This window comes from Streptomyces sp. NPDC025833, from assembly GCF_055558055.1.
The window spans coordinates 196,824-214,712 of sequence record NZ_JBVHNF010000014.1; the positions used below are offsets into that span (position 1 = coordinate 196,824).

Annotated in this window: 13 protein-coding genes and 1 pseudogene; 9 read left to right on the forward strand and 5 right to left on the reverse strand. The window is 72.6% G+C overall.

What is annotated here, in order from left to right:
• Positions 1 to 51: 51 nt before the first annotated feature.
• A complete protein-coding gene (locus ACZ4K2_RS25505; RefSeq protein ID WP_467475942.1) occupies positions 52 to 870 on the reverse strand; it encodes a GntR family transcriptional regulator in 819 nt (272 codons plus the stop codon).
• A gap of 304 nt (positions 871 to 1,174) precedes the next feature.
• Between ACZ4K2_RS25505 and ACZ4K2_RS25510 the strand changes: the two genes are divergently transcribed.
• The 9 genes and pseudogenes from ACZ4K2_RS25510 to ACZ4K2_RS25550 all read left to right on the forward strand — a co-directional run bounded on the left by ACZ4K2_RS25510 (position 1,175) and on the right by ACZ4K2_RS25550 (position 11,406).
• Positions 1,175 to 2,452: an extracellular solute-binding protein gene (locus tag ACZ4K2_RS25510; protein ID WP_467475941.1), complete on the forward strand. Its 1,278-nt coding sequence runs from the start codon at positions 1,175 to 1,177 to the stop codon at positions 2,450 to 2,452.
• A gap of 99 nt (positions 2,453 to 2,551) precedes the next feature.
• Positions 2,552 to 3,550 (forward strand): carbohydrate ABC transporter permease, encoded by a 999-nt coding sequence (locus ACZ4K2_RS25515; protein WP_467475940.1) that lies wholly within the window; start codon positions 2,552 to 2,554, stop codon positions 3,548 to 3,550.
• Positions 3,547 to 4,377, forward strand: a complete 831-nt coding sequence (locus tag ACZ4K2_RS25520) for a carbohydrate ABC transporter permease (protein WP_467475939.1) — start codon at positions 3,547 to 3,549, stop codon at positions 4,375 to 4,377. The genes ACZ4K2_RS25515 and ACZ4K2_RS25520 overlap by 4 nt, the downstream gene beginning before the upstream one ends.
• A gap of 8 nt (positions 4,378 to 4,385) precedes the next feature.
• Entirely contained in the window at positions 4,386 to 5,897 is a 1,512-nt protein-coding gene (locus ACZ4K2_RS25525) for a glycoside hydrolase family 3 protein (protein WP_467475938.1), read from the forward strand.
• A 212-nt stretch (positions 5,898 to 6,109) separates the two neighbouring features.
• Positions 6,110 to 7,138 (forward strand): phytanoyl-CoA dioxygenase family protein, encoded by a 1,029-nt coding sequence (locus tag ACZ4K2_RS25530; RefSeq protein ID WP_467475937.1) that lies wholly within the window; start codon positions 6,110 to 6,112, stop codon positions 7,136 to 7,138.
• On the forward strand, positions 7,135 to 8,424 hold the full coding sequence (locus ACZ4K2_RS25535) for a DUF6271 family protein (RefSeq protein ID WP_467475936.1): 1,290 nt from the start codon (positions 7,135 to 7,137) through the stop codon (positions 8,422 to 8,424). The genes ACZ4K2_RS25530 and ACZ4K2_RS25535 overlap by 4 nt, the downstream gene beginning before the upstream one ends.
• Positions 8,421 to 9,710: a type III PLP-dependent enzyme gene (locus tag ACZ4K2_RS25540; RefSeq protein WP_467475935.1), complete on the forward strand. Its 1,290-nt coding sequence runs from the start codon at positions 8,421 to 8,423 to the stop codon at positions 9,708 to 9,710. The genes ACZ4K2_RS25535 and ACZ4K2_RS25540 overlap by 4 nt, the downstream gene beginning before the upstream one ends.
• Positions 9,707 to 10,201 (forward strand): annotated as a pseudogene (locus ACZ4K2_RS25545) (GNAT family N-acetyltransferase); the annotation flags it as partial. The gene ACZ4K2_RS25540 and the pseudogene ACZ4K2_RS25545, both read left to right, overlap by 4 nt.
• The gene (locus tag ACZ4K2_RS25550) at positions 10,105 to 11,406 is read left to right on the forward strand and encodes an MFS transporter (protein ID WP_467476085.1); all 1,302 of its coding nucleotides are present in this window, start codon (positions 10,105 to 10,107) and stop codon (positions 11,404 to 11,406) included. The pseudogene ACZ4K2_RS25545 and the gene ACZ4K2_RS25550, both read left to right, overlap by 97 nt.
• A gap of 27 nt (positions 11,407 to 11,433) precedes the next feature.
• Here the strand turns inward: ACZ4K2_RS25550 and sbnA are convergent, their stop codons facing one another.
• The 4 genes from sbnA to ACZ4K2_RS25570 are packed head-to-tail and all read right to left on the reverse strand — an operon-like array spanning position 11,434 to position 17,884.
• Positions 11,434 to 12,462 carry a 2,3-diaminopropionate biosynthesis protein SbnA gene (sbnA, locus tag ACZ4K2_RS25555; RefSeq protein WP_467475934.1) on the reverse strand — a complete coding sequence of 343 codons (1,029 nt, stop codon included), beginning with the start codon at positions 12,460 to 12,462 and terminating at the stop codon, positions 11,434 to 11,436.
• Positions 12,463 to 12,498: 36 nt separating this feature from the next.
• Positions 12,499 to 13,569, reverse strand: coding sequence for a 2,3-diaminopropionate biosynthesis protein SbnB (sbnB, locus tag ACZ4K2_RS25560; protein WP_467475933.1), 1,071 nt, complete (start codon positions 13,567 to 13,569; stop codon positions 12,499 to 12,501).
• The gene (locus ACZ4K2_RS25565; RefSeq protein WP_467475932.1) at positions 13,566 to 14,570 is read right to left on the reverse strand and encodes a TauD/TfdA family dioxygenase; all 1,005 of its coding nucleotides are present in this window, start codon (positions 14,568 to 14,570) and stop codon (positions 13,566 to 13,568) included. Before ACZ4K2_RS25565 ends, sbnB begins: the two co-directional genes overlap by 4 nt.
• A 47-nt stretch (positions 14,571 to 14,617) precedes the next feature.
• On the reverse strand, positions 14,618 to 17,884 hold the full coding sequence (locus ACZ4K2_RS25570; RefSeq protein WP_467475931.1) for a non-ribosomal peptide synthetase: 3,267 nt from the start codon (positions 17,882 to 17,884) through the stop codon (positions 14,618 to 14,620).
• Positions 17,885 to 17,889 lie beyond the last annotated feature (5 nt).

Below are 17,889 nucleotides of genomic sequence, written 5' to 3' on the forward strand. Positions count from 1 at the left end.
CCGTCCGCCGGTGACCCGCGTCCGCCGGAGCCGGACGCGGGCCGCCCCGGCTCAGGCGCGGCCGGAACCGTCCTTGTCCCGCGGTGCCATCCGGCGCCGGACCACGGGGGCGCCCGGCCGGCGCAGCGCGGCGACGAACTTGTAGCGCGAGCCGCGGTACACGGAGCGAACCCACTCCACCGGGGTGCCCGCCGCGTCACGCGAGTGCCGGGACAGCAGCAGCATCGGCAGCCCCACGTCGGTGGCGAGCAACTGCGCCTCCCGCGGGGTCGACAGGGACGTCTCGATGGTCTCGTCGGCCTCGGCGAGATGGACGCCGTACACCTCGGCGAGCGCCGTGTAGAGCGAGGGGCAGGTGGCCAGCGACCGGCGCAGGCCGGGGAAGCGGCGCACGGACAGGTGCGTCGTCTCGATCGCCATCGGGTCGCCGCTGGCCAGCCGCAGCCGCTCGATGCGCAGCACCCGCTCGCCGATCCCGATGCCGAGCAGTCCCGCCAGCTTCTCGTCCGCGGGCACCTCCCCGATGTCCAGCATCTGCGAGGCGGGGTCGAGACCCTGCGCGCGCATGTCCTCGGTGTGCGAGGTGAGCTGGAGCGTGCGGTACAACTTGGGCTGTGCGACGAAGGTGCCCTTGCCCTGGATACGGTTGAGCCGGCCTTCGCCGACCAGTTCCTGGAGCGCCTGCCGGACGGTGGTCCGCGAGGTGTCGAACCGGACGGCGAGCAGCCGCTCCGCCGGCATGACCGAACCGGGTTGCAGGTCCTCGGCCATGGAGAGGAGCTGCTGTTTGATCCGGTAGTACTTCGGCACGCGCGCGGTGCGGCCGGGCGCCCCCCTGTGCGGCTGGGCGCTGCTGACGTCGGTGGTCATGCCTGCCTTCCCGGCTGTGTCGATGGGCTCCCGTTATAGCGACCAACCGCCCTATGGTCTAGTCCAACTGAACGGTCCGGGGCGAAAGGGACGGAACGCGGACGGACGCGCTCCGGTGACTTTCTCGTAACGGCCCGGACCGGCTTCAGGAACCACCCTTGACACTCCAAAAGGTCTAGGCCAAGCTCCATCGTACTGGTCTACACCATTAGTGACCAGGTCCCGAGCCCTTACGTGCAACAGCGTCGTACGCAGGTCACCGCCGAGGGCGTGGGGGGTTAGAGGTATCCCTGAGGAGGGTGGCGTGAAGCGCAAGCTTGCGGCCGCGATAGTAATCGCGGGCATGATGGTCTCCGTGTCGGCGTGCGGAGGGGACGACAGCGACGACAGCAAGAAGGCGGGACCGGACAGCTTCAAGGGTCAGACGCTCACCGTCTGGGCCATGGACGGCTCGACGCCGGACCAGTGGACCAAGGACGTGACGGCGGCCTTCGAGAAGAAGACCGGCGCCAAGCTGAAGTTCGAGACGCAGAAGTGGGACGGGATCCAGCAGAAGATCACCACCGCCCTCTCGGAGTCCAACCCGCCGGACGTGATCGAGGTCGGCAACACCCAGACCCCGGGCTACGCGGTCACCGGCGGCCTGGCCGACCTGAGCGACCTGAAGAAGGAGATCGGCGCCGACTGGACGCCGTCGGTCTCGCAGTCCTCGGTGTACGAGGGCAAGCAGTACGCCGCCCCGTGGTACTTCGTCAGCCGCACGGTCATCTACAACAAGAAGATCTGGGCGCAGGCCGGCATCAAGGACACCCCGAAGACCCGGGACGAGTTCTTCAAGGACCTGGAGCTCATCGGCAAGAAGACCGACGCCGAGCCGCTCTACCTGCCCGGCCAGAACTGGTACTTCTTCGACGGCCTGACCATCGGCCAGGGTGCCGACCTGGTGAAGAAGGACGGCGACAAGTACGTCTCCAACCTCGGCGACCCCAAGGTCACCAAGGCCATGGAGCTCTACAAGAAGTACGCCTCCTTCTCCAAGGCCCCCAAGAACAAGGACGAGGCCACCCCGCAGCAGGCCGAGGTCTTCGCCAAGGGCAAGACCGGCGCCTTCATCGGCCTGGGCTGGGAGGCCGGCACGGCCGTCAAGGCCAACCCGGCCATCGAGAAGGAGATCGGCTACTTCACCATCCCGGGTGAGACCGCGGACAAGCCCGAGAGCGTCTTCCTCGGCGGCTCCAACCTCGCCGTCGCCCAGGGCAGCAAGAAGCAGGAGCTCGCCAAGGAGTTCCTGAAGATCGCCCTGTCCGACAAGTTCGAGGGCGACCTGGCCAAGCAGAACGGCGTCATCCCGAACAAGACGTCCCTGGAGTCCAACCTCAAGGGCAACGCGTTCGCCGAGGCCTCCGCCCCGGGCGCCGCGCAGGGCGGCACCACCCCGCTGATCCCCGAGTGGGGCGCGGTGGAGAACAGCCCGAACCCGATCAAGTCCTACATGACGGCCGTGCTGAACGGTAAGTCCCCGGCGGACGCCGCGAAGCAGGTCGAGGCCGAGATCAACAAGCGCCTGGCCCAGGACAACTGATGACCCGCCGGGGGCGTCGGCGCACGACGCCCCCGGCTCCATGCGCCGTCCGCACGCACGGCCATGGAGTTCGTACGGCCACGGAAGAGATGGCAACTCATGTCAGTGCAGACCGAAGGCACGGGCACGGCCGGGGGGCCCGCTGTCCGCAAGGCGCGGGTACCGGCGCCGCCGCTGGGTGAGAGCCCCGCCCCCGGCACCCCGTCCCGCCGCGGGGTCGCCGCTCCCTACCTGCTCCTGCTGCCCGCGCTGCTGGCCACCGTGGTCCTCCTCGGCTGGCCCCTGGTCAAGAACGGCATGCTGTCGTTCCAGAACCTCAACCCGCGGCAGCTCATCCAGCACATCACCGAGTGGAACGGCATCGACAACTACCGCGAGGTGCTGTCGGCGTCGGACTTCTGGCACGTCGTCGAGCGCTCGGTGTTCTTCACCGCCGCCAACGTCGTGCTCATCATGCTGGCCGGCACCCTCACCGGGCTGCTGCTGGCCCGGCTCGGCAAACGCATGCGGCTGCTGCTCATGATCGGCCTCGTCCTCGCCTGGGCCATGCCGGTCATCGCGGCCACCACCGTCTACCAGTGGCTGTTCGCCCAGCGCTTCGGCGTCGTCAACTGGGTGCTGGTCAAGCTCGGCTGGCACTCCATGGCCGAGCACGACTGGTTCCAGACCCAGTTCTCCACCTTCGCCGTGGTCACCCTGCTGATCGTGTGGCAGTCGATCCCCTTCGTGGCGATCAACCTCTACGCCGCCACCACCACGATCCCCAAGGAACTGTACGAGGCGGCCTCCCTGGACGGCGCCAACGCCTGGAAGAGCTTCACCTCGGTGACCCTCCCCTTCCTGCGGCCCTTCCTCTACGCCACGACCTTCCTCCAGGTCATCTGGGTCTTCAAGTCCTTCGCCCAGATCTTCGCCATGAACGAGGGCGGCCCCGACCACCTCACCGAGACCCTGCCCATCTACGCCTACGTCGAGGGCGTCGGCAACCAGCACTTCGGTCTCGGCTCGGCGATCTCCTTCCTGACCATCCTGGTCCTGCTCGTCATCACCTCGTACTACCTGCGCATGGTGCTCAAGCAAGAGGAGGACGAGCTGTGAAGCGCTCGATCTTCGGCCGTATCTGGCCCAACGCGGCCGCCGTCGTCCTCTTCGTCGGCTTCGTGTTCCCCGTCTACTGGATGTTCGCCACGGCCTTCAAGCCCAACGGCGACATCCTGTCCGACGACCCGGTGTGGTTCCCCGTCGACGCCACCGTCGAGCACTTCAAGAAGGCCGTCGACGCCGACCACTTCTGGACGCTGGTCCTCAACTCCGTCACCGTCACGGTCCTGTCGGTCGTCTGCTCGCTCATCATCGCCCTGTTCGCGTCCTTCGCGCTCGCCCGGATGCGGTTCAAGGGCCGGCGCGGGCTCATCGTGACCTTCATGCTGGCGCAGATGGCCCCCTGGGAGGTCATGATCATCGCCATCTACATGATCGTCCGGGACAGCGACATGCTGAACAGCCTGGTCCCGCTCACCGTCTTCTACACGATGATGGTGCTCCCCCTGACCATCCTGACGCTGCGCGGCTACGTCGCCGCCGTGCCGAAGGAGCTGGAGGAGTCGGCGATGGTCGACGGCTGCACCCGCACCCAGGCCTTCGTCAAGGTGATCTTCCCGCTGCTCGCGCCCGGCCTGATGGCGACCTCGCTGTTCGGGTTCATCACCGCGTGGAACGAGTTCCCGCTCGTCCTCATCCTCAACAAGGACATCGAGAAGCAGACGCTGCCGCTGTGGCTGTCCCAGTTCCAGACGGCCTTCGGTGACGACTGGGGAGCCACCATGGCCGCCTCGTCCCTGTTCGCGCTGCCCATCCTGATCCTCTTCATCTTCCTGCAACGCAAGGCTGTCAGCGGTCTGACCGACGGCGCCGTGAAGGGATGACACCGCCGATGACCACCATCGCCACCGCCGCGTCCGGCAGCGGCTCCGCCGCGGGCGACTCCCTCGCCCGGGACGCCCTCGCGGTGCTGCAACCGGGGTTCGACGGCACCACCGCGCCCGACTGGGTGCGCCGCCGCATCGCCGAGGGCCTCGCCTCCGTCGCCCTGTTCGGCCGCAACGTCGTCAGCGAGCGGCAGGTCACCGACCTGACCGCCCAGCTCCGCGCCGAGCGCGACGACCTGCTCGTCGCCATCGACGAGGAGAGCGGCGACGTCACCCGCCTGGACGTGCGCACCGGCTCCTCCTTCCCCGGCAACCACGCCCTCGGCGCCGTCGACGACCCCGACCTGACCCGGGCCGTCTCCCGCGAGCTGGGCCGGCGCCTGGCCGCCTGCGGTGTCAACTTCGACTGGGCGCCCTCCGCCGACGTCAACGCCAACCCGGACAACCCGGTCATCGGCGTCCGCTCCTTCGGCACGAGCCCCGACCTGGTGGCCCGGCACACCGCGGCCTGGGTCGAGGGCCTCCAGTCCACCGGCGTCGCCGCCTGCACCAAGCACTTCCCGGGCCACGGCGACACCAACGTCGACTCCCACCACGCCGTACCCCGCATCGACGTCGACGCCGACACCCTGTACGCGCGCGAACTGCCCCCGTTCCGCGCGGCCATCGCCGCCGGCACCCGGGCGATCATGAGCGCGCACATCCTCGTGCCGGCCCTCGACCCGGACCGCCCCGGCACCCTGTCCCGGCGCGTCCTCACCGAACTGCTCCGCGGCGAACTCGGCTACCAGGGCCTGATCGTCACCGACGGCATGGAGATGCGCGCCATCTCCGGGACCTACGGCCTGGAGCACGGCGTGGTCCTCGCCATCGCGGCCGGCGCCGACGCCATCTGCGTGGGCGGCGGACTGTGCGACGAGGGCACCGTGCTGGGCCTCCGGGACGCGCTCGTGGCCGCCGTGCACTCCGGCGAACTGCCCGAGGAGCGGCTCGCCGACGCCGCCGCCCGGGTGCGCGACCTCGCCGCCTGGACCGCCGCCGCCCGCGGCGACGGGGCGAAGACCACGCCCGAGCCGGAGGTCGGCCTGGTCGCGGCCCGCCGCGCGCTGGCCGTGACCCGCGCCGGCGCCGCCGCACCGGTCACCGAGCCGGCCTACGTCGCCCAGTTCAACCCCACCCCCAACATCGCCGTCGGCGACGAGACCCCCTGGGGCGTCGCCGCCGAACTGGAGCGGCTGCTGCCCGGCACCGCCTCCGGCTCCTTCGCCGGCGAGGACGCGGGTGCCGCCGTGCTCGCCGCGGCCGGCGGACGCCGGATCGTCGCCGTCGTCCGCGACGAACACCGGCACGACTGGATGCGTGCCGCCCTCGACACCCTGCTCGCCGCCCGCCCCGACAGCGTTGTCGTGGAGATGGGGCTGCCACAGGCCGCCCCGCGCGGGGCCGTCCACATCGCCACCTACGGCGCCGCCCGTGTCTGCGGCGTGGCCGCGGCCGAGGCCGTCCTGGCCGGCTGAACCACCCTCGCGCCCGGCCGCCCGCTCCTCCCCGCGGGCGGCCGCGCTCCTTCCTTTCTTTCCTTCCCGGCTTCCCCGGCCTTCCCGGCCGTTCTCCCCGCCACCCCCGCACACGACCCGGTGGCCGCTTCGCCGCGCCCCGGCTCCCGCCACCGGCACACGTCTCGTTCGACCCCAAGGTGTTGTCGTACCGACCGACCCGGAGTGAACGTATGCACAAGCCCACCCCCCACCTGCACCGAGCGGCGACCGGCCGCCCGTACTTCAGCGCCGACGGCGAGACCTACCTCGCCCCGACCCCGCTGCGCGACCTGGAGAAGACCCAGCCGCTGCGCGTGCTGTCCGAAGAGGACTTCGCCTTCTGGCAGAAGTACGGCTACGTCGTCGTACGCGAGGCCATCACCCCCGGCGAGGCCAAGGACCTGCTCGACTTCGCCTGGCGGTTCCAGGGCCTGGACCCCGACCGCCCCGACACCTGGTACGAGGAGCCCGAGTTCCGCTCGGAACTCGACCGGCACCTCTACATCTACGGCTTCGTCGAGGCGTACCACCACCAGCTCATCTGGGACAGCCGGCAGAACCAGCGCGTGTACGACGCCTTCGTGGACGTCTGGGACAGCCCGGAACTCTGGGTCACGCTGGACCGGCTCAACCTCAACCCGCCCAACCGCTCCACCCGTTCGCGCTCCCTGATCGAGCCCACCGACGAGGGCTTCGACATCGAGCTGCACTGGGACGTCGACACCACCCTCGCCGTGCTGCCGCAGCGCGTCCAGGGCATCATCGCGCTCACCGACACCCGCCCCGAACTCGGCGGTTTCCAATGCGCCCCGGAACTCTTCCACCGCTTCGAGGAGTGGCGGGTCGCCCAGCCGCCCGGCCGCGACCCCGTCCGGCCGGCCGTCGACCGCGCCGAGTTCCCGGTGGTCCGCCCCGACCTGCAGGCCGGTGACCTGCTCATCTTCAACGGGCTGCTCGCCCACGGCGTCGGTCCCAACCTCGCTGACAACGACGTCAGGGCCGTCCAGTACCTGTCGATGATGCCCGCCCTGGAGGAGCACACGGTCCTGCGCGACTCCCGCGTGCACTCCTGGCGCACCCTCGCCACCCCCGACTGGAACGGCACCCTGCTCGGCGACGCCCGCGAACCGGAGGCCCGGCGCTACGGCCCCGCCGAACTGAACGACCTGGGGCGCCGGCTGCTCGGCCTCGACTCCTGGGCCGCGGAAGGCACCCGGTGAACCGGATCTGCCTCTGCCTGCCCACCAACCGGGCCTGCTCCGCCACCATCACCGCCCTGCACGCGGAAGCCCGCTACGCCGCCCGCCACCACGGCGCCGACGTGCAGCTCCTGATCCTGGACTCCGCCGACGACCGGACCCGCGCCGAGCACACGCGCACCGTCGCCGCGCTGCCCCCGGAGCCCGGCGTGACCGTCCACCACCTCGACGAACAGCGGCAGCGCGACTTCCTGCGCCGGACCGTCCGGGCCGCCGGGCGGCCCGACCCCGACCGGCTGCTGGACCTCATGCTCCCGCCCGGCGTCTCCTACGGCGCCTGCACCAACCGCGCCTTCCTGCTGGCCGCCGCCCTCGGGTGCGACTCCGTGCACCGCCGGGACTCCGACAGCAGCTACCAGGTGCACGCCGGCGAGCCGGTGTTCCCCGTCCACCACGAACTGCCCTGGCTGGGCCGCCCCGCCGGCGAGGCGTCGCCCGCCGTCACCCGCACCGTGCTCGACCCGGCCCTCGCCGGCCGCCCGGTGTCGCTGGCCGGCGCCTCCTTCATCGGCGAACTCTCCGTGGACATCGGCGGGATACGGAGCCTGGACGAAGGCGTCTACCACGACGTGGTCGGCCTGTGGGCGCCCGCCGACGCCTCCCCGGAGGAACGGCGCGCGCTGGTCGAGGAGTCCTTCACCGGAGCGGGCACCGCCCCCTTCACCGGCGACGACTCCACCCTGGCCCTCGTCGACCCGATGCGGATCGACATGTGCAACATCGCCTTCCACCACGACGTGTACGAGCGGGTGCCGCTGCCCCCGGCGACCGACACCATCGGCAGCGACTACTTCCTCACCCACCTGATCCACGACGCCACGCTCCCCGGCATCCTGCACAACCGGCACATCGAGAACTTCTACACCCCCGAGCGCCGCACCGACGCCGGCTTCCTCGGCTACCAGAGACGCTTCGTGAAGTTCCTGCTGTCGATGCTCTACTTCCACCGGGTCTACGAGCGGATGGCCGCCGAGGGCGCCGGGCTGCTGGACGCCCGCCAGCACGTCCGGCCCGACCGGATCGCACGGCTGCTGCGGGAGAGCACGGACGCGGACCGCGCCGAGAACGTCTGGCGCCTGGACCGGGTGGACACGGCGTACCGGAAACTGGGCGGCCGGTACGCGCGGTTCGCCGACGAACTCGCCGGAGCACGCGAGCGGCTGCTCGACGAGGCGGAACAGGACATCCACGACTTCGCCCACCTGATCGACGCATGGCCCGCACTGATCGAGGCAGCCCGTACATGAACGCCCACACGACGCGCGGCGAACTGCGCGACCGGCCGCGCTGCACCCGCGGCCACCCGAGGACCGGACCCGGCACGTCCGCCGGCCCCCTCGGCGTCCCCCTCGGCCCCGCACTCGCCACCGCCGAGACCGACCGCATCGTCTACGACCTCACCGGCATCGAGCACCAGTACGACGCCCTGCTGGCCGAACTCCCGGGCGTCGACGTCCGCTTCGCCCTCAAGGCCTGCCCGGTCGACGAGGTCCTGCGCTCCCTCGCGCGGCGCGGCGCCGGCTTCGACGCGGCCAGCCCCGCCGAGATCACCCAGGCCCTCCGCGCCGGCGCACCGCCGGACCGCATCCACTACGGCAACACCGTCAAGTCCGACCACGACATCGCCGAGGCCCACCGCCTGGGCATCCGCACCTTCGCCACCGACAGCGCCGAGGACGTCGCCGCGATCGCCCGGCACGCCCCCGGCGCCCGGGTCTTCTGCCGCCTGACCACCAGCGGGGACGGCGCCCTGTGGGGCCTGAGCCGCAAGTTCGGCTGCTCGCCCGAGGACGCCGTCCGGATCCTCGGCACCGCCCGCGACACCGGGCTCGTCCCGGCGGGCCTGTCCGTGCACGTCGGCTCCCAGCAGATGACCGGCGAGGCCTGGCAGCAGGCCCTGGACTCGCTCGCCGGGACGCTCGCGGCCCTGGCCGGGCTGGGGATCGCGCCGGACCACGTCAACCTCGGCGGCGGGCTGCCCGCGCGCGGCTACCTCGACCGGCGCGGCGCCCCCCTCGACCCGCCGCTGGACAAGATGTTCGCGGTGATCCGGGAGGGCCGGGCACGGCTGAACGGCCTGGCCGCGGCCCCGCTCGGCCTCGTCATGGAGCCCGGGCGCCACCTGGTCGCCGACCACGGCGCCGTGCGCGCCCACGTCTACCGGCTGACCGAGCGGGCCCAGCCCGACGGCACCCGGGTCCGCTGGCTGTACCTGAGCGCCGGGAAGTACAACGGCCTGTACGAGATGGACCAGGTGCACCACCGGCTGGTCTTCCCCACGCACCCGGGCCCGGAGCACGGCGCCGGGGACCACGTGCCCGCCGTCGTCGCCGGTCCCACCTGCGACAGCGACGACGCCTACGGCGGCGGCCTGTACCCGGTGCGCGTCCCCCGCGCCCTGGCCTCCGGCGACCCGGTCTGGATCCTGTCCGCCGGCGCCTACGCCACCAGCTACACGACCCAGGGCTTCAACGGCTTCCGCCCGCTGCCGTGCGTGTGCACACGTGCCCCCGGAAGGACACCACTGACATGAGCGACCTCGTACGGGGCGTCGCCGAGGCCGACTGGCCCGGGCTCGTGGCCCTGGAGAGCGAGGCGTACGCCGGTCTCTCCCTCGCCGAGGGCGAGCACCTGCTGCGCTCCCGGGTGCGCGCCTCGGCCGGCACCTGCTTCGTCCTCGACCACGACGGCCGGCTCGCCGGCTACCTCCTCGCCCTGCCCTACCCCCGGTTCCGCTGCCCGGACCTGACCCGTCCCGAACAGACCGTCCACCACACCACCAACCTGCACCTGCACGACCTGGTCGTCAGCGAGCCGCTGCGCCGCCGGGGACTCGGCACCCGGCTCGTGCGCCACCTGGCCGGGGCGGCCCGCGCCCGCGGCTTCGAGACCGTCTCGCTGGTCGCCGTCGGCGACAAGGAGCCGTTCTGGCGCGCCAACGGCTACCTCGCCCACCCGGCGGCCCCGGTCCCGCCGGACTACGGCAGCGGCGCGGTCTACATGTCGGCCGAGGTCGCCGCCCTGTCCCACCCGTACGAGGCCCGGGAGGCCGTCTGATGCCCGAGCCGTCCTTCGCGCGGGCCAAGTGGTCCATCGCGGCGCTGTTCTGCTTCCTCGGCTTCCAGTACGGCACCTGGATCTCCCGGCTGCCCGCGCTGAAGACCCGGCTGGACCTGGGGGCCGGCGAGGTGGGGCTGCTGCTGATGGCCTGCGGGGCCGGTGCCGCGGTCTCCTTCCCGCTGGTCGCCGTCCTGATGCGCCGGCTCGGCTCCCGGCGGCTGTCCCTGCTCTCCGCCGGGTGCCTCGTCGCGGTCCTCGCGGCCCTGTCCGTCGTACCGGACTACCCGTCGGCCCTGCTCGCGGTGGCGGCCGACGGGGTCGCCGTCGGCTGCCTCAACGTCGCCATGAACGCGCAGGGCGCCGCGCTGGAGAAGGCGTACGACCGCACCGCGATGTCCCAGCTGCACGCCACGTTCAGCGCCGGGCTGCTCGCCGCCGCCCTGCTGGCCTCCGGCACCACCGCCCTGACCGGCTCCGTCCCGGCCCACTTCGCCGTCGCCGGGGCCCTGCTGCTGCTCCTGCTCGGCGTGGCCCGGCCGGGCCTGCTCGCCCACGACGGGCCGGGCTCGGCCGCCGCGGACGGGCCGAAGAGCAGCGTCCGCCGCGCCCTCACCTCCGGCACGACCCTCCTCATGGGCTGCGCCATGGCGTTCGGCACGGTCACCGAGGGGGCGATGAACGACTGGTCGACGCTCTACCTGAAGGACGTCGTCGAGGCGTCGGCGAGCGTCGCCCCGCTCGGCATCGCCGTCGTCTCGGTGATGATGCTGCTGGCCCGGGTGCTGGCGGACCGCTGGCGCACCCGCTGGGGCGACGGCCGGGTCGTGCGCGTCGGCAGCGCGGTGGCCGCCGCCGGTCTGGCCCTCGCCCTGCTCGCCGGCGGCGTGGTCCCCACCCTGCTCGGCTTCGCCTGCGTCGGCCTCGGCGCGGCGGCCGTCACCCCGTGCGTCTACGTGGCGGCGGCCGAACGCGGCCCGGACGCCCTCGCCCTGGTCGCCGCGATGGGCACCACCGGGCTGCTGGGCGGCCCGGCGCTGATCGGCTTCGTGGCGGGCGCGGCCAACCTCACCCTCGGGATGGCCACGGTGGCCCTCTCGGCCCTGATCGTCACGGTGACCGCCTTCTGGATCCCGTGGCGGTCCCGGGCCGCAGCCCTCGCCGAGACCTGAGCCCGGAGCCCTGAGCGGGGCAGGACCCTACGGCCTCCCGTGGCCCCCCGGCATCCGCGACGCGGGGTTCCCGTCCCAGCAGGCCCGGGGGTCCAGCCGGGCGGAGTCCAGGAGCTCCTCGCCGTAGAGGTCCTGGAGCCAGTTGGTCTGGTAGATGGTGTCGAGGTAGCGCTCGCCGAGGTCCGGCGCGACGGCCACCGCGGTGAGGCCGCCCCGGTCGTGCCGGGCCAGCCACTCCGTCGCCGCGCTGACCACGGTCCCGGTGGAGCCGCCGAACAGGAAGCCCCGCCGGGCCAGGCGGTGACAGGTGCGGATGGTGTCGGCCTCCTCCACCCGGATCACCTCGTCGACGTAGGACTCGTCGAGCAGCGGGGGCCGCATGCTCATGCCCAGGCCGGGGATCATGCGCCGGCCCGGCTTGCCGCCGAAGGCCACCGAGCCGACGCTGTCCACGGCCACGATCCGCACCGGCCGGTGCCACTCGCGGAAGTAGCGCGCGCAGCCCATCAGGGTGCCGGCCGTCCCCGTGCCGAGGAACAGCACGTCCAGGCGCGGGAACTGGCCGGCTATCTCCGGCGCCGTCGTGCGGAAGTGGGACCGCCAGTTCCCCGCGTTGGTGTACTGGCTGAGCCACACGTACCGCTCGTCGGACGCGCACAGCGACCGGACGTACTCCAGCCGCGTGCCCAGGAAGCCGCCGTTGGAGTCCAGGTCCGTCACGACGTGCACCTGGCTGCCCAGGGCCTCCATCAGCAGTTTCGTCGACAGGTTGCACCGGGAGTCCGTCACGCACAGGAACCGGTAGCCCTTGCTGGCGGCGATCATGCTGAGCGCGACGCCCAGGTTGCCCGAGGAGGACTCGACGAGGATGGAATCCGGCGTCAGGCTCCCGTCCCGCTCGGCGCTCTCCACCATCTCCTTCGCGGCCTTCAGCTTGATGGAGCCGGCGAAGTTGAAACCCTCGCACTTGAGGTAGAGGCGGTATCCGAATATCGACTCCAGATCGACGAAGAGACTTCCTTCGTTGAAAGCGTGGGGAGCGGTGATGACGGGCACGGCGGGCCTCCTGGAACCAGGGCTGAGGACGCGGCCTCAGCCGAACCGGCGCAGGTCGTGGAAGAAGTCGTCGATGAGGCGGAGCTCGCCCGCCCGGGCCACTCGGTCGTAGACGTACTTGCCGACGGCCAGGTCGAGGACGCCGAGGCCGAAGGGCGAGAAGATGACCGGCTGGTCCTGCGGCGGGGCGGCCCGGCCCAGCATCACGTCGTTGAGCGTGCCGTTGAGGAAGTCCCGGTTGCCGGTGCGCTGCTCGGCCAGGTGCGGCGAGGTGTCCGCCTTCAGGCAGTGGTCGACGTCGTCGACGAAGTTCGCCGAGGCGAGCAGGACCTCGGGGGCGAGGTCGCGCAGGGACACGTGCAGGACCAGCGGGTTGTGGCGGAACCAGCCCGGCGCCGAGACGTGCGGCCGGCCCGCGACGGTGGCGAAGACCACCAGGTCGCTGTCGCGCACGAGGCTCTCCGCGCTGTCGTGGACGACGACCGGCTCGGTGGCCCCGGACTGCCGCAGGTAGCCGCAGAAGCCCTCCGTGCTGTCCGCGGAGAGGTCGTGCACGCCGATCGCGTCGAAGGTGAAGCCGGTGCGCGCCAGGAAGGTGTGGATGTAGCGGGCGATCAGTCCCGTGCCGCAGAAGCCGACGCGGCGGGGCCGGGGCCGGTCGCGGCTGAGCCAGTCGGCCGCCAGCGCGGCGGACGCGGCGGTCCTGGTCGCGCTGATGATCGAACTCTCCAGGCAGGCGAACGGGTAGCCCGTGTCGTGGTCGTTGAGGATCAGCACCGCGGAGGCCCGGGGGAGCCCGGACCGCACGTTCTCCGGGAAGCTGGAGATCCACTTCAGGCCGTCCACGCGGACGGAACCCCCGATGGACGCCGGCAGCGCGATGATCCGCGCCGACGGCCGGTCCGGGAAGCGCAGGAAGTACGACGGCGGGTTCACCGAGTCCCCCGCGCCGTGCAGCCGGTAGGTGGCCTCGACCAGCTCCACGAGCTGCCTCTCGGACCCCTCCAGCGCCTTCTTCACCTGCTCGCCGGAGATCACGGCGAAGCCCGGCACGGCGGGCGGCCCGGACTCCTCCGCACGGGCGGTGGACGACAGCAGATCGGTCATCGCGGGCTCCCCTCGGGGGCGGGGCGGCCGTCGGCCGGGCGCAGCGGCTCGGCCATGCCGACCACCACCCGCCGGTCGCCGGTGAACGGCTCCCGGCTGTGCGCGGTACGGATGTTGTCCACCAGCATCAGGTCACCGGCCTGCCAGGGCTCGCGCCGGGTGTGCCGCTCGTAGATGGCGTTGACGGTCCGGACGACGTCCTCACCGATCGGGGTGCCGTCCCCGAAGCGGGTGTTGAACGGCAGGCCGTCCGCGCCGTACTCGTCCACCAGGTACTCGCGCACCTCGGGGGCCAGCGTCCACTCGTTGAGGAAGGCGATCTGGTTGAACCAGCAGCGCCGGCCCGTGACCGGGTGCCGTACGACGGCGGGGCGGCGCTGTTCGGTGCGCAGCGAGCCGTCGGGCAGCCAGGTGAAGTCGATGGCGTGGTCCCGGCAGTAGCTCTCGACGCCGGCGCGGTCGTCGGTGCCGAAGGACTCCGCCAGGGACGCCCCGATCTCCTCGTTGTAGGTGCGGGTGAGCAGCCAGCCCTCGCGCTCGAACCGTTCCGTCAGCTCGGCGGGCAGGGCCGCCAGGACCTGCTCGGCGTCGGCCACCGCCGTCGCCCCGCCCTGCTCGGGCGCGGTCAGGCAGGCGAACAGCATCAGGCCGGGCACCTCCAGCGGATAGCTCAGCTCGTGGTGCATGCACATCGGCTGGTTGGCCGGCCACGGCGTGGACGAGTACAGCCCGGGGCCCTCGGACTCGCGGGGCGCGAACGCCTCGGTCTCCGTCATGAGGGCGCCGGCCAGCCGCGTGAAGACGGCACCGGCCCGGTCGGTGTCCGTCAGGCCCAGACCGCGCACGAGCAGCGCCCCGTGCTCGGTGACCTGCGCCCGCAGCGCGTCGCGGTGCTCGGCCGCCCAGCTCGCGGGGTCGTCCGGCGGATCGACGCGCAGCAGCGCGGGCCGGTCCGGCCGCAGCTCCACGTCGAGTGGTGCTGCCAGGGATGAGGACGGCATCTCGGTTTCCTTTCGGGTAGGCCGTCGGATGGAGGGATACGGGCCTCTCAGGTGGAGGCCAGGGGCACGGCCGTGCTCAGCACGGCGCGCGCCGCCTCGGCCGGGCGGGTGCGGAGGAAGTAGTGGCCGCCGTCGGGCAGTTCGTGCAGGTCGACGTGGTCGGCCAGCAGCAGCCAGTCGCGGTGGCGTTCCGCGTGGCCGGCCGTGTGCGGGTCGTCGGCCGCGACGACCACGGTGACCGGCGCGGACAGCTTCACCGGCGGCGGGGAGGCGAGGGCGGCCAGGAACCAGCGGTGCGCGGCCACGCAGTCGTGCCGGTAGGCGGCGCCGATGTGCCCGGCGTGCCGCTCGTTCAGTTCGGCGAGTTCCGGGTAGCCGCTGTCCGCGGTCAGCCCCGCCGCGATCTCCGCGTCGGTGCGGGCCGTCAGCCCGGCGACGGCGGCGCTCCGCTCGGCGGCGGTGCCGAGGAGCTGTGCGCCGAGGAACACCCGCGTCACCCGCACGCCCCGCTCCTGGAGCCGCAGGGCGGTCTCCAGGGCCGGTGCCGCGCCCGACGAGTGGCCCCACAGCATGACCCGGGTCAGGCCGCGGGCCGCGATCTCGGCGGCGACCCGGCCGGCCACCTCCGCGATCGGCGCGAACGGCTCGCGGTGCGCCGCCGGGTCGTGACCGGGCAGGTCCACCGCGAGGACCGCCGGGCCGCCGGATGCCAGCGCGGCCGCCATCGGCCGGAAGTTGACCGCGTTGCCGCCCGCGTGCGGGAAGCACACCAGCGCCGTGTCCGGCGCGGCACCGCCCGCCTCCGACACGGGTTGCAGCAGCCCCGGGCGCCGCCGGGCGGTGCCGTCGAGGACGGCGGCCAGGTCGGCGAGGACCGGATGGCGGGTGATGTCCTTCAGCGACACCGCGCGGTCCAGGGCGACGCTGAGCTTGACGGCCGTCAGGGAGGTGCCGCCGGAGTCGAAGAAGTGGTCCGTCCGGCCGATCCGGTGCTCGGGCACGCCCAGCAGCTCCGCCCAGGCGGCCGCCAGCCGCCGCTCGGCCGGGCTCAGCGGCTCCTCGCGCGCATCCTCCGGCCCCGCGGTCCGCGCGGCCGGTTCGGTCCGTTCGGCCAGCGCGGTCAGCGCCTTGCGGTCGATCTTGCCGTTGGCGGTCAGCGGCAGCCCGTCCCGCCAGTGGAAGGCCGAGGGCACCATGTAGGCGGGCAGCGCCGCGGCGAGCGCCTCGCGCAGCACGTCCGGCTCGTGGCGCCGGCCGGTGTGGAAGGCGATCAGGTGCTTGTTCCCGCCGCCCCGCTCGACGACGACGACCGCGCCGTCCCGCACCCCGTCCACCCGCAGCAGGGTGTTCTCGATCTCGCCGATCTCGATCCGGAAGCCGCGGATCTTCACCTGGTTGTCCCGGCGGCCGAGGAACTCCAGCTTGCCGCCGGGGTGCCAGCGGCCCCGGTCGCCGCCCAGGTAGAGCCGCTCACCGGGCCGGTACGGGTCCGTGCGGTAGGCCTCCCGGGTCCGCTCGGGGTCGTTGACGTACCCCCGGCCCACGCAGACACCGGAGAAGGCGATCAGCCCCGGTGCGCCCAGGGGGACCAGCGCGAGCTGCTCGTCCACGACGTAGACCCGTACGTTGTTCACCGCGCGGCCGAGCAGCACCCGCTCCGGCACCGCCCGGAGGACCTCGTGGTTGGTGTCGTCCGACGTCTCGGTCAGCCCGTAGGCGTTGAGCAGCCGGATCCCCGGCTGGATCGCGAACCAGCGCTGGATCAGCTCCCGCTTGAGCGCCTCCCCGGTCACCGACACGCAGCGCAGGTCCGGCAGCGCGCGGGGGTGCTGCTCCAGGTAGGAGACCACGACCTCCAGGTAGGAGGGCACGACCTGGGCCACCGCGACCCGGCCGCGCTCCAGCGTGTCCACGAACCGCTCCACGTCCACGACCACGTCCTGGCCGACCAGCAGGGTCCGCCCGCCGACCAGCAGCGCGGACACGAGCTGCCACAGCGAGATGTCGAAGCACTGCGGGGCCGTCTGCGCCACCACGGAGTCCTCGCCGATCCCCAGGTCGTCGATCTTGGCGAATAGGTGGTTGAGCAGGCCCGCGTGCTCGCACATCGCCCCCTTCGGCTCGCCGGTGGAGCCGGAGGTGAAGTAGATGTAGGCCAGCCGGCCGGCGTCGATCCGCACCCCGGGGTCGGTGTCGCCGTGCGGTTCCGCGTACGCCGTCTCGACCGGCAGCCGCTCGGTCCCGGGCACGGTGGCCAGCGCCTCGTCCAGGGTCGCCGTGCTGCCGGCCTCGGTGAGGACCAGCCGGCACCGCGCCCGCGACAGCATGGCCGCGATCCGCCCGGCCGGGAAGTGCGGCTCGATCGGCAGGTACACACCGCCCGCCTTGAACACCGCGAGCGTCGCCGCCAGCCAGTCCAGGTTGCGTTCGGTGACGACGGCGACCACGTCCTCCGGGCCCAGCCCGCGGTCCAGCAGCGCCCGCGCCAGCCGGTTGGCGCGCGCGTTCAGCTCCGCGTACGTCCACGCGCGCTCGCCGTGCACCGCGGCCACCGCGTCCGGACGGGCCCGTACCCGCTGCTCGAACAGCTCGTGCGCGCGGGCGTCCGGCAGCGGCCGGTCCGGTCCCGCCAGCCCTTCGAGCTGCTCGCGCACCTCACCGGCCGACAGCAGGCTCTGCGGGCCGTGGTCGGCGTCCGGTCCCGCCGCGAGGAGCCGCAGGGCCTTCAGGTGGTAGCCGCCGACGCGGGCCGCGGCGTCGGCGTCCAGCACGTCCGTGCGGTGACGCAGGCGCAGCACCAGCCGACCGCCGCGTTCGCACCAGCGCACGTGCAGCACACCGTCGTCCGCGTGCGCCTCCTCGGCGCCCATGGGGCCGAACACCACCTCGTACGGCGGCTCGTCCGCCCCCGTCTCCCGGCGCAGCTCCGCCACCGGGAACTCGCGGTGCGCCAGCAGGTCCGCCTCGGCGCGCTCGGCCGCCGACACCAGCGTCCGCCAGGACCCCGGGGGGACCTCCAGGCGGCACGGCAGCGGCTCGCCGCGCACCCCGGCGGTGTACCCCGTCACCACCTCGCGCTCGCCGGACAGCGCGGCCAGCACCTTGGCGTGCGCCGCCAGCAGCAGGGAGCTGAGCGGCAGCCCCGAGCGCCGCACCAGGGCGCGTACCGAGGCCGTCACGTCCTCGGGCACCGCCACTTCCAGTTCCCCGGTGCCCGGCACCGGCTCCGCGGCGAAGCGCGGTACGGCGGTGACGCCCCCGGCGGCCAGCACCCGGTGCCAGTACTCCCGGTCAGCTTCCACGCGCGTTCCCATCGGAT

Bases quoted from the DNA above. Each gene is read 5' to 3' on its own strand.
- ACZ4K2_RS25505 (WP_467475942.1), bottom strand. From the start codon at position 870: ATGACCACCGACGTCAGCAGCGCCCAGCCGCACAGGGGGGCGCCCGGC.
- ACZ4K2_RS25515 (WP_467475940.1), top strand. From the start codon at position 2,552: ATGTCAGTGCAGACCGAAGGCACGGGCACGGCCGGGGGGCCCGCTGTC.
- ACZ4K2_RS25525 (WP_467475938.1), top strand. From the start codon at position 4,386: ATGACCACCATCGCCACCGCCGCGTCCGGCAGCGGCTCCGCCGCGGGC.
- ACZ4K2_RS25530 (WP_467475937.1), top strand. From the start codon at position 6,110: ATGCACAAGCCCACCCCCCACCTGCACCGAGCGGCGACCGGCCGCCCG.
- ACZ4K2_RS25540 (WP_467475935.1), top strand. From the start codon at position 8,421: ATGAACGCCCACACGACGCGCGGCGAACTGCGCGACCGGCCGCGCTGC.
- sbnB (WP_467475933.1), bottom strand. From the start codon at position 13,569: ATGACCGATCTGCTGTCGTCCACCGCCCGTGCGGAGGAGTCCGGGCCG.
- ACZ4K2_RS25565 (WP_467475932.1), bottom strand. From the start codon at position 14,570: ATGCCGTCCTCATCCCTGGCAGCACCACTCGACGTGGAGCTGCGGCCG.
- ACZ4K2_RS25570 (WP_467475931.1), bottom strand. From the start codon at position 17,884: ATGGGAACGCGCGTGGAAGCTGACCGGGAGTACTGGCACCGGGTGCTG.